This window comes from Vibrio sp. TMPB1044 (assembly GCF_030442075.1).
In the GTDB taxonomy this organism is placed as follows: domain Bacteria; phylum Pseudomonadota; class Gammaproteobacteria; order Enterobacterales; family Vibrionaceae; genus Vibrio; species Vibrio satsumensis.
The window spans coordinates 13944-27837 of sequence record NZ_JAUJED010000001.1; the positions used below are offsets into that span (position 1 = coordinate 13944).

At 44.5% G+C, this 13894-nt stretch carries 17 protein-coding genes; 4 read left to right on the plus strand and 13 right to left on the minus strand.

Annotated elements, in window-relative coordinates; translation table 11 throughout:
- Positions 1 to 9 precede the first annotated feature (9 nt).
- From QQ041_RS00100 to QQ041_RS00145, 10 genes are all read right to left on the minus strand, one after another.
- On the minus strand, positions 10 to 825 hold the full coding sequence (locus QQ041_RS00100) for a major capsid protein P2 (RefSeq protein ID WP_132715529.1): 816 nt from the start codon (positions 823 to 825) through the stop codon (positions 10 to 12).
- 12 nt (positions 826 to 837) lie between these two features.
- Positions 838 to 966 carry a hypothetical protein gene (locus tag QQ041_RS00105; RefSeq protein WP_017081565.1) on the minus strand — a complete coding sequence of 43 codons (129 nt, stop codon included), beginning with the start codon at positions 964 to 966 and terminating at the stop codon, positions 838 to 840.
- Positions 967 to 1098: 132 nt separating this feature from the next.
- Positions 1099 to 1863, minus strand: a complete 765-nt coding sequence (locus QQ041_RS00110; RefSeq protein ID WP_285952819.1) for a hypothetical protein — start codon at positions 1861 to 1863, stop codon at positions 1099 to 1101.
- Positions 1823 to 2290, minus strand: a complete 468-nt coding sequence (locus QQ041_RS00115) for a hypothetical protein (protein ID WP_285952820.1) — start codon at positions 2288 to 2290, stop codon at positions 1823 to 1825. Before QQ041_RS00115 ends, QQ041_RS00110 begins: the two co-directional genes overlap by 41 nt.
- Positions 2274 to 2834 (minus strand): hypothetical protein, encoded by a 561-nt coding sequence (locus QQ041_RS00120; protein ID WP_285952821.1) that lies wholly within the window; start codon positions 2832 to 2834, stop codon positions 2274 to 2276. The genes QQ041_RS00115 and QQ041_RS00120 overlap by 17 nt, the downstream gene beginning before the upstream one ends.
- Entirely contained in the window at positions 2827 to 3144 is a 318-nt protein-coding gene (locus QQ041_RS00125) for a hypothetical protein (RefSeq protein ID WP_132715526.1), read from the minus strand. The genes QQ041_RS00120 and QQ041_RS00125 overlap by 8 nt, the downstream gene beginning before the upstream one ends.
- Before the next feature lie 66 nt (positions 3145 to 3210).
- Positions 3211 to 5094 (minus strand): replication endonuclease, encoded by a 1884-nt coding sequence (locus QQ041_RS00130; protein ID WP_285952822.1) that lies wholly within the window; start codon positions 5092 to 5094, stop codon positions 3211 to 3213.
- Positions 5075 to 5233: a hypothetical protein gene (locus QQ041_RS00135; protein ID WP_285952823.1), complete on the minus strand. Its 159-nt coding sequence runs from the start codon at positions 5231 to 5233 to the stop codon at positions 5075 to 5077. The genes QQ041_RS00130 and QQ041_RS00135 overlap by 20 nt, the downstream gene beginning before the upstream one ends.
- 2 nt (positions 5234 to 5235) lie before the next feature.
- The gene (locus QQ041_RS00140) at positions 5236 to 5418 is read right to left on the minus strand and encodes a hypothetical protein (protein ID WP_057620428.1); all 183 of its coding nucleotides are present in this window, start codon (positions 5416 to 5418) and stop codon (positions 5236 to 5238) included.
- 10 nt (positions 5419 to 5428) lie between these two features.
- Complete coding sequence (locus tag QQ041_RS00145) at positions 5429 to 5683, minus strand: pyocin activator PrtN family protein (protein ID WP_285952824.1); 255 nt, start codon at positions 5681 to 5683, stop codon at positions 5429 to 5431.
- A 162-nt stretch (positions 5684 to 5845) separates the two neighbouring features.
- Between QQ041_RS00145 and QQ041_RS00150 the strand changes: the two genes are divergently transcribed.
- Both QQ041_RS00150 and QQ041_RS00155 read left to right on the plus strand, forming a co-directional pair.
- The gene (locus tag QQ041_RS00150; protein ID WP_285952825.1) at positions 5846 to 6457 is read left to right on the plus strand and encodes a S24 family peptidase; all 612 of its coding nucleotides are present in this window, start codon (positions 5846 to 5848) and stop codon (positions 6455 to 6457) included.
- Positions 6458 to 6811: 354 nt separating this feature from the next.
- Complete coding sequence (locus tag QQ041_RS00155; protein WP_285952826.1) at positions 6812 to 7231, plus strand: type II toxin-antitoxin system PemK/MazF family toxin; 420 nt, start codon at positions 6812 to 6814, stop codon at positions 7229 to 7231.
- A gap of 583 nt (positions 7232 to 7814) precedes the next feature.
- Here the strand turns inward: QQ041_RS00155 and QQ041_RS00160 are convergent.
- Complete coding sequence (locus QQ041_RS00160) at positions 7815 to 9101, minus strand: hypothetical protein (RefSeq protein ID WP_285952827.1); 1287 nt, start codon at positions 9099 to 9101, stop codon at positions 7815 to 7817.
- A 22-nt stretch (positions 9102 to 9123) separates the two neighbouring features.
- The gene (locus tag QQ041_RS00165; protein ID WP_285952828.1) at positions 9124 to 10374 is read right to left on the minus strand and encodes a magnesium transporter; all 1251 of its coding nucleotides are present in this window, start codon (positions 10372 to 10374) and stop codon (positions 9124 to 9126) included.
- A 691-nt stretch (positions 10375 to 11065) separates the two neighbouring features.
- Here QQ041_RS00165 and zur point away from each other — a divergent pair.
- Both zur and QQ041_RS00175 read left to right on the plus strand, forming a co-directional pair.
- Entirely contained in the window at positions 11066 to 11524 is a 459-nt protein-coding gene (gene zur / locus QQ041_RS00170) for a zinc uptake transcriptional repressor Zur (RefSeq protein WP_017059941.1), read from the plus strand.
- Between the two features lie 17 nt (positions 11525 to 11541).
- Complete coding sequence (locus QQ041_RS00175; protein ID WP_017059940.1) at positions 11542 to 12003, plus strand: chemotaxis protein CheX; 462 nt, start codon at positions 11542 to 11544, stop codon at positions 12001 to 12003.
- Positions 12004 to 12161: 158 nt separating this feature from the next.
- Here QQ041_RS00175 and pgi read toward each other — a convergent pair whose 3' ends face one another.
- Positions 12162 to 13814: a glucose-6-phosphate isomerase gene (pgi, locus tag QQ041_RS00180; RefSeq protein ID WP_285952829.1), complete on the minus strand. Its 1653-nt coding sequence runs from the start codon at positions 13812 to 13814 to the stop codon at positions 12162 to 12164.
- Positions 13815 to 13894 lie beyond the last annotated feature (80 nt).

Sequence of the window (13894 nt, forward strand, 5' to 3'; positions counted from 1 at the left end):
GCGTGCTCCTTAGTATTTACCTGCGAGCATTTCAGGGCGAACCACTTTGACCGATTCAACCAAAATAGGAATTGAGCCGGCGACGTCACTCGTGGTCACTGAAAACTTCAGATTAGAGCTGTGCTGTGTTGGGAAGAGCTCATCAATAGAAAAGCCACGCACAATCGGATCAAAATGAAAATAGCCCGCTTGTGGCGTACGTTCGTTCCGTTTGGCGTTCGCATTATTGATGAACTTGTTGGCTTCGTACTCTTTCACAAAGTCACGTTCAATTTCGAGCTTGGTGATCCCCGCGTGCATAAAGTGTGCACGGCGCAAACTGATTAACGGACTTGATACTAAGCTCGTAAACTCGTTTACCCCTGCGGCGTTCGCTGGCATGGTTTCACGCTTTATCATTGGAACCAAGATACGGGCAGGTTGCGCATTGGTGACCCAAGCATGAACCTGGATAGACAATGGCTCACCGCTGGCTTTCGCTTTGAACTGAACATCCAAATGAATGTTATCGCCCGCCTCCGTCACGAGTCCTGTGTAGCGAACCCCATTTTTAGTGCGAGCGGTAATGTCACTGAATGGGATCACGTAATGGCCATTCGTATGAGCACGTTGCTTGTAGCGCTCTAACATCAGGATTTCACTGCCCGTTAAGACATAGATTTCCTCTGCATTCAGCGTAATCGACAAGCGTTCAATCTCGGCGGCCTCGGCATTCGTCTCTAGCACTAACTCATGGTAAGTCGGCCCAACAGGAATAGGCAGCGTGCCTTTTTGTCCCCAAGCGGCCCCGACCATTGAATTCAGTTTGATTGGTTTTACTGACATGTTTGTCTCCCCTTAAAACCAGCCACGTTTGCCGTTGATGAGTTGTTTGACTGCTTCTAACGTTGAGACGTTATTAATGATGGCAATCATCAGTAAGGTCAGTACAACAGCAATCAAGATGTTTTTATGCTGAGCTTTCATAAACTCCCCTGTCTCTCGACGTTGGATTTCGAACAGATACATTGAGTCTTTAATAGAAGTGGAGTTGCGTTTAAAAAGAAAGGGGAGTTAACCTATAGGTTGGACGGGTAACCTATAGGTTAAAAAGGCTGATTATCGATAGTTCAAATTGAGTCTTGAGCCTGACTGACAGTTCAGCGCCTTATGCTCAATATTACCGATACCATCACGGATCAAGAGGTATTCCGCGATCGGTTTTCCAATACGTTGCTTGTTGACCTTAGCGGATTTCAACGTCGCAATGGTATTCACATCCAACCCGCGTTTATCCGCGATCCATTGAGCATCACTCATAGAATTCACCGCGCCCACCCACCAAACGCTGGATTGCTCGGTCACGGTTTTCGGTACCTCTTGACCTCGTTGAAATATGGAGTGCACCACAAGGCCATACTGACGCCCGCCACGCAACAGCTCACCCGCACGACCTCGAAGTTTGCCAGAGGTTTCTACGCAGGAGGCTAACTCTTCAATCACCGTATAGAGCCGGCTTCCGCGGCCGTTACCGACCGACCACACCACTGACGCGAAAAATTCCAACTCTTCATAGGTTGCCCCATTGGCTGGAATGTACGCCAACTTAAACGAGCCGCCACGACGACGCGCCATCACCAGCGATTTCACAAACGCTAGACGTGACTTCGTGCCGTGGCACATTTGCCCTTGAAATTTACTCCCCGCGTAGTTGGTGTAGGGGTCAAAAAAGACCGCTTGTGCGGTTTTAGGGATTAACCCTAAATACTTAACGGCTGAGGTTTTTCCCCCTCCCGTTCCCGCTACATAAAGGGTGTGTTCAGCATCAAAGGATGGGTTAGCGTTAATGGGATTCGGTAGGGCTAGGGGGGTTGGTTTGTTCACTCTCGACCTCCTTGGCTTGCATCAATACGACCATTTGTTGTTTAGACGAGTAGATCAAGCCCAAAACAGCAAGCAGTAGCGTGGCCTCTTCGATGTAGTCCCCAAACACTCCCATCAAGGTTGAACCATGCTTTGCAAAGACCGGTTGCGCGGCATCAATGACGGCTTGTTTACCTTTACCGTCAAATTCAAACTCAACTCCTGAAATAATGGACGTGGCTTGTTCGGTCAAGGCGAACACAATATCCAGTAACCCCGCCATGGCTTCGGTTTTATCTTCGGTGACGGTTTCAGTTGAATCGGTTAGGTGAACCGAATCGGCCTCACCTTGCTCTTGTTGTTCAAGCTGATCAATGACCGCCCCAAAATCCCCCCAATCATCCACCGCCGCAGGCTCATCCAACAAGACCTCATTCGTTTGCTCCATGCTCCCCTCCTTGCGCTTGTTCGGTTGTGGCTTTCGGTTTGGGTAGCAGTTGAGAAAATGCCCAGATGAGGAAGATAACCGACACCAACGCTGCTATGACTCGTTTAAAGGAAAACGTGCTTTGGATGTTTTCTGCTTCTTCATCGTCGGCGGTTTCGGTTACCTCTCGGTTGGAAACCGCGTCTTTACTGGTTTCCTGTGTTTCTTCCTGTTCGGTTAACCCCTCGGTTAGCTCGGTTACCTCTGTTCGGTTAGGTTCGGTTATCAAAACCGGATCAACCACCAACGGTTTCTCGGTGACCGTCGGTTGAAGTTCGGTTGAGTCAGCGACAAGATTCGCTTTAATGAACTTAGTCACTTCATGGCTATGTGAGCTGTTACCGCACTTCGGGCAACGGTAATACATCAATCCAATGTTGCGGCTGTTTTTAGGCGGCTCCCCTGTAGCGATGAGCTTCCCTTCCCCCACTTGATGGGCGCTGGCGACTGACTGACAAACTGGACAAGATATATACCCACGGGTTGGGTTTTTATGTTCAGCCATGATCCACCTCTGCACTTTCAATCTCATCAAGCTGCTGCTTTTGAGCCTCTACGACTGAGCGGTATTTCAGGCGAGCCACCCCATTGAGCTTTTCGAGGTGTTCAAGCTGCTCAAACAAGTTAACGGGAAGGCCTAACGCCTCCAGTGAAAGATTGCCGCTCATCAACATGCCCATGGCTTTTTTCATGAGTGCGCCGGTGTCCATTTCTTTAAAACGGTCAATTTCCACTTTTAGGCTGGCGGTCAGCTTATCAGCCGCATCGAGGGCGGCTAAATCTCGTTGACACTCCTCAAGCGATAGTCTTTTCATTGTCTTCCCCCTGTCTCTCGACGTTGGTATTGGATAAAGGCCCCTGATTCACATCGTTGGCGTGGGTTAAGTCACTCCCAACCGTCCATTTATCAGGCTGAGAGTGGTGTGCTTATCAATGGGGATTTTCGCCCCCATCGATAACGGTTTAAGCAAGCATTGAACCCCTTTTACGCTCCAACCCGTCACGTCCATCAACGCTTTTTCGAGCGGGGATATCTCCATTTCCGGCGGTGGGTTACACTTATTTTCAGTGCTCCAAGGTAAAGCGCTCCGCGCTTCTTGCACTTGCTTCAGATCCGATTTTTTAACCAATCGAAAGTGCTCGCTGCATGTCTCAATAAGTTTTCCTAACCAACGAAAACCAACCACACGTTTAGTCTTCTCCCCGTACTTATTAAACTGCTCTTCATAAGCTAATTTGGCTTTGGCACCTAATTCACAAAAACCCTTCCATCTAGAGTTATCAGCGTGATCACGAAGTGAATCAAGTTCCTCATCGAATGCGGTATCTAATGGTTTAGCTCTTCGGAGTTGTCGCCACAGGCCAACGGCCGGAGAGCCCGATTGAGAAAATTGCTTAATTCTATGAATTGATGCCCATGCGCGAGCTGATAAAGCATTTTCATCCGCTTCTTTCTCTGGCATATGAGCACCATTAATGTTTTTGGAAATGTATTTAATGATGTAGCCTGTTGCAGTTCCTTTCGACGGATCACATTGCTTAGCCAAGAAACGTTTTTCCTGAAGTTCCTTTGTTTTAAGCTCTTCGTTATCTTCCTCTATAGCGATCTGACGACATATATCCACTAATTGCTCAAGCTGCTGTTTAGGGCAATACAAAAACAAATGTGCGTGAGGTGTCCCATCTTTATGTGGTTCCGCCACCCGAAGACCAAACCAATCAACTTGATGTTTTTTGAAGAGAGCTCTCGCTCTTTTCCACTGAGCCATCAAATTTATATGGGCTTCCTTCGGTGTACACCCAATCCACTGCTTTGAGCTTCGGTGATACTTTCCCGGTAAAGTCCAAGTAATAAATACCCCTTCATAACCTAAATCGATGGCTCTTTCTTCATCACCACGAGAGCGTACCACCAGCTCAATACGACGATTTTCATGATTCGCCGTCGTTCGCTTCACCACTTCACTTAAATCAAAAACGGTGTCGGTATCTTCACTGACGACAACCATCGACTGAACATAATTTTCAGCTTCCACTTGTTTACGGCGCCACAGTGCAAATGAACGACTCGATACGTAACTTCTTTGCGCTTTCTCACCCCCAACCCGCTCAAGTGCTATTTGTGCGAACTCAAGATATTGGTTCCGTAGATAAATGATCTTTCGCACTAAATATCGAACATCCAAACAACGACGAATTGCACTTTCGTATTCACGCTCACAATCCTCAAGCGGCATCTGTCCGGTTATATATAACTTCGGTGGCTCAAGGTGGATTTCCTTCATCTGGGTTTCAATCGCTTGATAAGCCATATCTAAAGCAGATAAGTAGCTTTCCTTTAACTCCACTTGGCGAATCTCATCGTGAAAGACTTCAGTCAGGTTTAGCGCCAAACGCTCTAACGCCTCGTCATTGGTCAGCGTAAAGTGATCAAGTTGAATATACGGTCGCTGCTCTGAGCACACGACTGGTTTGGGTTTGGCTTCTTTACGAGCATCTGCAAAGGGAAACTTATCTTCAATGATGGGGGAAAGTTTTAGGGCATGACTGAACACATCAACAGTAAAGAGTTCGAGATTTTTTCTATCAGGATTCTTACGCTGTTTACGCTTAATAAGTTGATGTTCAATATCCTCCTGAACAACACGGGGGAGCAGCTTAAAAAAATGATGACCAATCGATGTCTCTAGAGAAAAACGAATCGCTTCATCACGACTGGCCTGCTCTTTAAGCTGCTCCTCTACATTAAGAGTTGTGTCTTGCATAGCTCGATACTCGCTTACTTATCAATTTAGCTTGTTGCTCAATCAACTCGCGTTGACGCGGCGATTTTGCATGACGATATTGATAGCGTTTAATCATCAATTTCAGTTCATAGAATCGAATCTCTGTTGGTGTTTGCATATCTACACCTCCAGACTTTCAAGTAATTCAATGGCCTCTTCTAATTGCCCCAAGACGACAGCAAGATAGCTATCCTCATCGGAGTCAATAGATGGGTTCAACTGACTTTCAATTACTCGATGTAACAGCTTAGCTTGACTGGAATGAGTAAAATCTATGTTGATGGAATGCATCGGAGTTTCCATAAGTCCCCCCTCACCCATTCACTGATTGCCAATCGGTTTTTGCTAGCTCATATCGTTTCTCGATATACATAGCCAGATCTTCCACCTTGATCAGCGTCGGACTCCGTTCAGAGTCGCGTAGTTTGAAAGTAGGAACAGGAAAGTCACACGCCTTAGCTTTCTGTTCTGCGGTTTTCGGCGTAATCCCAAAAAACTCCTGACTTACAGCCTTTAATTCAACTGTCGGACTCGCGAAACGAGCCAACAATGCGAAGTGCATATTCATCTGGTCACCTGTGATACTCTGGTTTGTTCAAGACAATCTAGAGCAATTGAGTAGCTCTAAAATTGCTCACTCATAAATGAGCGACCAATGAGCTCATTAGGCAACTAAAGCGCTCATATTGATTTTTATATAAGCACCTTATCGACTCAAAAGGGAGGGAGCATGGCCATAATTGATGATAAATTATTAGAATTAAAAAAGATGACCGGCACGATTCGTAATATCGAGCTGGCAGAAATCTTAGGGGTTTCAACGTCTACCATTCAGAACTGGCGTGCTCGTGGAAAAATACCTAAACACATCATCGCTAAAGCTGAAGAAATCTCCTTGCACGGCAATCTTGCTCCGACTAATAGAGGATATGTATCAGTCAAACTCTATGAAGTCGAAGCCAGTGCTGGTTCAGGATCACTTGTCGAAAACGAAGACCCCTCCACCGCTCTCTTATTCAGCGAAAAGTACCTACGTAAAGATCTCGGCTACAAACCTGAAAACATTTTTCTGTTGTCCGTTCGGGGTGACAGTATGGCGCCAACGCTCAAGAACCAGAGCATTGTGATGGTCAATAAAATTGATGATTTTGCTTCAGACGGGGTTTATGTCTTTCGGTTTGAAGGTGCACTGTTGGTTAAGCGTCTGCAATTCTTACCGGAAAAAATCGAAGTAGTAAGCGATAACCCAACCTATAAAACTTGGGAAATCATCAAGAAAGATTTAGAGCACAAAGACTTTCAAATCATTGGTGAGGTGGTTTGGTCTGGGCAGAGGATGTAAAAAAACCAGTTACCAAATATGGTAACTGGTAAAGATAATAAATGTGAACAAAAAACGTTCACAAAACAACGTCAGTTGGCTAGGTGACCCCCGGCTTAAGAAGGGTCGAATCTGATGATAGATAAAATGAAGGCCAGTAAATACCGTACTTTTACGGTAATAACGGGTTGTAGTGCTTAAAAAGCAGTTCAAAGATAGACCACCTCAAGTATGAAATAGCATCCAAGTTCAAAATGTCCCTTGTGACTCATTAATTACCCCTCAATTATTTTATCACCTCCCACCTTTTCGACTAACGTGTCAGCGCTCTAGGTTACTTCCCCGACAAAAAGAAGAAAAGAAGAGGAGTCATCATTGACCATCAGATATTCCCCCAAAATTGGGCAAATACTCATGTGTGACTTTAGTGGCTTTAAAGCCCCTGAGCTGATCAAAAATCGCCCTGTTCTTGTCATAAATACACGTCCCAATGGACACCGGCTGGTTTCTATTGTCGGTTTAAGTACAACGCCACCTAAACCTCCTCAGCCGTATCACTTAAAATTGGATGATAATAATCTTCCCAGGCACCGATTCTTTCAAGGGGCCCCGACTTGGGTAAAAGGAGATATGCTTTATACGGTCAGCTTTGACAGGCTAAGTTATATCTCGCTGGGCAGCGAGAAAGGGAAAAGAATCTACTTTCAAAACCGACTTGGTAGAGAAACCATGAGAAATGTCTATAGCTGCACCCTCCATGGCCTCAATCTTGGTTTTTTGGCTGAGCACCTATAATTACTTTTAATTACTTTTAATTACTTTGATATCGCAGAAACGTATTTGCATTCTGTGGTCTCACCACATATGATCAACCTGTAACAGCTTCTTTGGTTCGCCAAAACGGAGCACTAAGACTGCATTCTTGGAATGTAGCCAGCCCACAATACGGCGATGACAAGCCAATGTGGCGCTGCTGAATAACCCTCGCTTAGGCGGGGGTTTTGTCTATCTGGGAGGTAGTATTAGCTTAGTACTCCTATAGTCCCCCTCAAACTAGCTCAGCCCTTGCTAAGGCTGCTTAATCAATCCAATCGAGCATGGGTGCAACGGATAAGCGGTTTGATTGGAATTTACTCATGTTATCTGGCTTGGTCATTGTTTTACCTAATAATTTTACCCATCAAATCCGCTTTGAATATCGTGGAGTTTCACACACTCCGTAATAAAGCGGTTATCGTGATCAAAAAAACAGCCAATAATACACAGAGAGCGGAGGAGTTTCAAAAAGAAAGCGAAGTGGCTAATAATCGAACCAACGCGGATACCGTCACTCCTCCGGACCAACAATTGCGCTTCAAAGACCACCAGCCACCTCATTCTAGCTTACCGGCTTTATTTCAAACCAACGACTATGGTCCTCATTATTACAGCGAAACGATTTTGTTATGGTGTTTCTATTTGATTGGGTGATTTGGATGCAAATATGCAAATCACGATTATCTCGTATTGGTGTACGTTCACTTTCTCCTTGCTGATTCAACACTCTAAAATACTGTGCCTTACGATATTTATCTAAGTTGCTTAGTGATATTTGAGTCTCGCAATACACTGATACTGCATGTGTACCAAGTCTTTTAGCAATAGAGATACTCTCAGCCTTTTGCAAACACATCTTAGATGATGCTTTTTGCGGACTAAATTGAGATCGCATCCGAGTTTTTCGTTTACCAATACTTCGAAAACTTCCAGGTCGAATCAATTTATATCTTCGATAGAAATTAAATTTGTTAAGCTGCTTGGTTATTTTTACTTTGAGAATTTCTTTGACCACATCACGCCCACCATAAAGCAAGCAGATCAATACAAGTAGACTCAAAGTCAAATGTCCATCCTGTTTCATCAAATGAATATTGAACATTAACACAACTGACATAGCGAGCATGCTGCTTAAAGCAATGGTTATCAGGTGGTTTACGGATGCACGGCGCTGGCTGCACAAGTACTCATGCCGATATGCCGGCCAACTAGAGGCAAACTCCTCGATTTCATCACGGTAACCCGTTCCGCGATATGCTTTCTTTCTCTGCTCGTATGGACGCCAACCTGCAATATGGTTGCGTTCAAACAAAAGTCGAGACAAACAGCTCAACACAGATTGCGATGACGACTCTGCATGATTGTCTCTCAACCTTTCATAGAGTTTTAACAGCTCTTGGCATGCGATGACTAATAAGCGTTGATGTAATGAGCGCGCCGATGGGCAACGCTCAAACAAAAGAGCAAACTTATAATTTACCCTCTCCACCTGCCAACACAAAGATGGCACGCCAGGGTATCCAGGCTCACAACAAACCGAAAGACACCGTGCACGTATCGCAGTATGGAACGACGTTAACCATTCCACTAGTCTACTTTCAGTTGCAGGACACCAGTGACCCATTTCCAGAGCGATGAACTCCAGTCGAGCTTCTTCAGTTAATAGACTATCAGTGTTGTGATAAAGGAATATTGAACGGTACAGATCATCAGTTGCCTCCTCACTGAAATCTGCAACTGAATAACGTTGGCCATCCATATAGATCTTGATATCTATGGTTCCAACCTCACCACCTCGTAGCATCTGGGACACCACTATAGCGTTGCTCACTCTCCATTCTATATTCATGGTGACAGCTCCTACTCTGAGGTTAAGACAAACCGAGTAATCGAGTAGTACAGAAGAAATAGATTAGCAGCCCACCAATATCAACGATGGTGGTTATCGCTGGACTAGCGACAACGGCAGGGTCAAGGTTGAGTCGTTTAGTCATCATAGGCAGCATAGCGCCAATAACGGTAGAAGATACTATTTGGAAGAAGAGTGCTAAGCCAATTGCACAGCCCAACATGGTTAATGTCAGATTCGCCGGCAACTCAACACCATAAGACAATAAACTCACTTTCCCTAAGGTAATAACAGCCAGTGCACCACCAATAACAATGGCAATGCGTGTTTCCTTCCACAACACAGACAGCCAGTCACGCAGCTTGATGCTTCCTAACGCCAGAGAGCGCACCATAACAGTCGCAGACTGCGTACCAGCATTGCCGCCAGAGTCCGCTATCATTGGCATGTACAAGGCCAAAACCGTAAACGCTTCAATTGCATCTTCATAACTATGGATCACCATACCGGATAGCAAACCCAATATGGCTAGGCCTATCACCCAGACAATACGCTTACTCACATGATCCATAACAGACAAGCTCATATAGTCGCCGACATGACCATCTTGCTGAATGCCCATCAATCGTTCCATGTCTTCAGTTTGCTCTTCGGTAACGATATCTATCGCCGATTTAGCCGATAGCAAACCGACAGGAAGTCCCTGACTATTTAAGATTGGAACAACGTCAAAACGACTTTGTTTGAGTAGCGCCACCGCATGTTCTTGTGATGCGCTAAAATGACAGCTAATGGCATGCTGTACAATCTCAGATAGTTTTAAATTAGGTTGAGACTTAAACAACATATCCAGTTTGATTAGGCCAGCAAACCGTCCCATATCGTCGACGATAGTAAGACAGGCAAACTCAACATACAGACTGTTCAATGCTTTTTTCGCCTGCTCTACGGACATATCATGATAGAGCACTGTCATTGCTGCGGAATTAACAGCATGGATAACTGGATGCCTTGCTTGAAGAAACAGCTCTACATCTTGCTGATAGTCGAACCCCTCAAGTGAACAAAGACGTTGAAGCGACTCTGCCGATAACTGATGAGTAAAACAAAGCGCTTGCTGAATGTATTCAGCGTTAAAATGTTGGTTAAGCTTTTGTATCTCACGCATTTCAATCCAATGATTAAAAAGAGTGAAATCTACCTGAGTCGCACCAGACTCGAAGCTAACGGTTTGATGATGGTTGTATTCGTTTACTGTGTTAATAATGGTCATGATAACGCACCTTTTTATTAGATATGACGATCCCTTGCCCCATTCGAGCAATAGAAAAACACTTCATTTTCAGGTGGTTACTAACAAGATAACGTTTGAGTTTCAGAGAAAGAAACCAACGTCATTATAAGAGGGAGAGAAGAATTGAAGGGGGAAACAATGTTTAGTCCATATTACTCCAATAGGATCCTCGCTCTTGAGCTAGTAATCCACCTTCGACTGTCGTTTTCCATAATATTTCTCCTGTAAAAATATGGGCGCATAGTAGGTATCTGACGCCTCATAGTCAACAATACCAATATACAACTTAGCAACTATGATGTTGCAAAATATTTCACTCAATAACTTGAGATTTAAATTTGCTTAGTTGTAGGCTACGTTGAATGCGTTCATATAAAATAGTCTCATATGACCTATAAATACGTATTCAAATAAAGAGCCCACCAAAACATGGTGTCTCGAGCCATTTTGAGCACTCCCAATATGCAAACATTATTTATAAATCATTCACCAGATCTCTAATTCAGCCTCACTAATCAGTTATGCCTTGAGTCACACTGTCATTTTGAGTTACCTTGTCTTATTCAAAGTCGTGGGTCACAATACGCTCTGTACCTGACTTTAATAGAAATCAATGGCTCCTTAGCCGAAATAACCTGAAAATAGGGTTTGTTTAAGGATGTCCGATTGAATGGTGAAGAATTTGGACCACACATTAATAGAGCAAGTTGAAGGGATATGCGCATCTCGTGGCGTGAGATTAACGCCTCAAAGAAAGCGAGTGTTTGAGCTCATCCTCTCTAATAAGAAAGCCTCTAGTGCTTATGAATTATTAGAGCAATTGAAAGTCAGTGAGCCGCAAGCCAAGCCACCTACAGTATATCGCGCTTTGGATTTCTTGTTGGAGCAAGGTTTCATTCACAGAGTTGAGTCAACCAATAGCTTTATATGCTGCTGTTCTTGTAATGCCAACAAACATTTCTCCCAACTACTGATCTGCGATAAATGTGGCACTGTGATAGAACTGCAAGACGATGCGCTTGTCACCCTACTCGCCAGTAACGCTGAGAAGCATGGCTTTCAATTGACTAATCATGTCATTGAATCGCATGGCATTTGCCAATCTTGCTCCTCCGAGATGAAAGAATAAGATTATAGAAGAACATTATGCGCGCTGAATTTGTAAACCCGTTTTTAGCTTCTTTGATGAACGTATTAAAAACGATGGCTTCTCTAGAATTGAAGCCACAAAAACCGAGAGTTAAGAAAGATGAAATCGCTCGTGGTGATGTATCCGGCCTAATTGGTATGGTGGGTACACAATCTCGTGGCTCAATGTCGATCACCTTTGATGAAGGTCTCGCCCTCGAAATCATGGAAAACATGCTCGGTGAACGACCAAACGGCCTCAACGAAGAAGTAACCGATATGGTGGGTGAAATCACTAACATGGTGACTGGCGGTGCAAAACGTATTCTTGCTGAAAGCGGCTTCGACTTCGACATGGCAACTCCAATCGTGGTTTCAGGTAAAGGCCACACTATTCGTCACAAGTGTGATGGGGCAATCATCATCATGCCTTTCTCATCTCAATGGGGTAATGCCTTCATCGAGATCTGTTTCGAATAAAAGTCGCCACTACGAATATTTAGAAGGCTGACGCTGTATTTAAGAGGCTGACAGATATGTCAGCCTTTTTTATTACCTGCGATTTAACCATTGCTTACTCTACAGATACAAAAACGCCAACCCGAAGGTTGGCGTTTCTTTTTAGGTTATCAACTCAATTAAGCTTTAAGCGCTTTAAATGCGTTGATTAGACCATTCGTTGAGCTGTCGTGAGACGTTACTTGAGCATCATCAGCAAGCTCTGGAAGAATTTGGTTTGCTAGTTGCTTACCAAGTTCTACGCCCCATTGGTCGAAGCTGAAGATATTCCAGATAACACCTTGAACGAAGATCTTGTGCTCGTACATCGCGATTAGGTTACCTAAAGAGCGAGGTGTAATTTGCTTAACAAGAATAGAGTTCGTTGGGCGGTTACCTTCAAACACTTTGAAAGGTACTAGCTCAGCAACTTCTTCAGCTGTTTTGCCAGCAGCTAGGAATTCAGCTTCCACAGTTTCTTTTGTCTTACCGAATGCTAGTGCTTCAGTTTGAGCAAAGAAGTTAGACATCAGCTTCTGGTGGTGATCAGATGCTGGGTTGTGACTGATAGCAGGCGCAATGAAATCTGATGGGATCAGCTTAGTACCTTGGTGAATCAGTTGGTAGAAAGCGTGCTGGCCGTTTGTACCAGGTTCACCCCAGATGATAGGACCTGTTTGGTACTCTACCGGGTTGCCTTCGCGGTCTACAAACTTACCGTTCGATTCCATGTTACCTTGCTGGAAGTAAGCAGCAAAACGGTGCATGTATTGATCGTAAGGTAGGATTGCTTCTGACTCAGCGCCGTGGAAGTTGTTGTACCAAATGCCGATAAGCGCAAGGATAACTGGGATGTTGCTTTCAAACTCAGTTGAAGCAAAGTGGTTATCCATCTCGTGAGCGCCATCTAATAGCTCTACGAAGTTATCGAAGCCAACAGATAGTGAGATAGAAAGGCCGATTGCAGACCATAGTGAGTAACGACCACCAACCCAGTCCCAGAATTCGAACATGTTGTCAGTATCAATACCAAACTCAGCCACTGAAGCTGCGTTTGTTGATAGTGCTGCGAAGTGTTTAGCTACGTGTGCGTTATCACCCGCTTCAGCCAAGAACCAATCACGAGCAGAGTGCGCGTTAGTCATTGTTTCTTGAGTAGTGAATGTTTTAGATGCCACTAAGAATAGTGTCGTTTCTGGGTTTAGAGGCTTAAGTGTCTCAACGATGTGCGTACCATCTACGTTAGAAACGAAGTGCATGTTTAGACGAGTTTTGTATGGCGTTAGCGCTTCAGTCACCATGTATGGACCAAGGTCCGAACCGCCGATACCGATGTTAACTACATCAGTGATCTCTTTACCTGTGTAACCTTTCCACTCACCAGAAACGATACGGTGTGTGAACAGCTCCATTTTTGCTAGTACTGCATTTACTGCTGGCATTACGTCCTTGCCATCAACCATTACTGGCTTATCACTACGGTTACGTAGAGCAGTGTGAAGCACTGAACGACCTTCAGTCTTGTTGATTGCATCACCACCGAACATTGCTTCGATTGCAGACTTAACTTCAGTCTCGTTTGCAAGAGCAAATAGGTGCTGCATCGTTTCAGCATCGATAAGGTTCTTAGAGTAATCTACTAAGATGTCAGAACCGAAACGAGTAGAAAAGCTCTCGAAACGCTTTGCATCTTGAGCAAACAGCTCTTTCATATCCATATCTTGAGCAGACTCAAAATGTGCAGTTAGAGCTTTCCACGCTTGTGTTTGCGTTGGGTTGATATTTTTCAACATGGTATCTATCCCGATGTTACTGTAGGTTTTATTCTAAACGTCACCTAGGTGATGAATAGAACCCCCGATTAGGCGAAAGT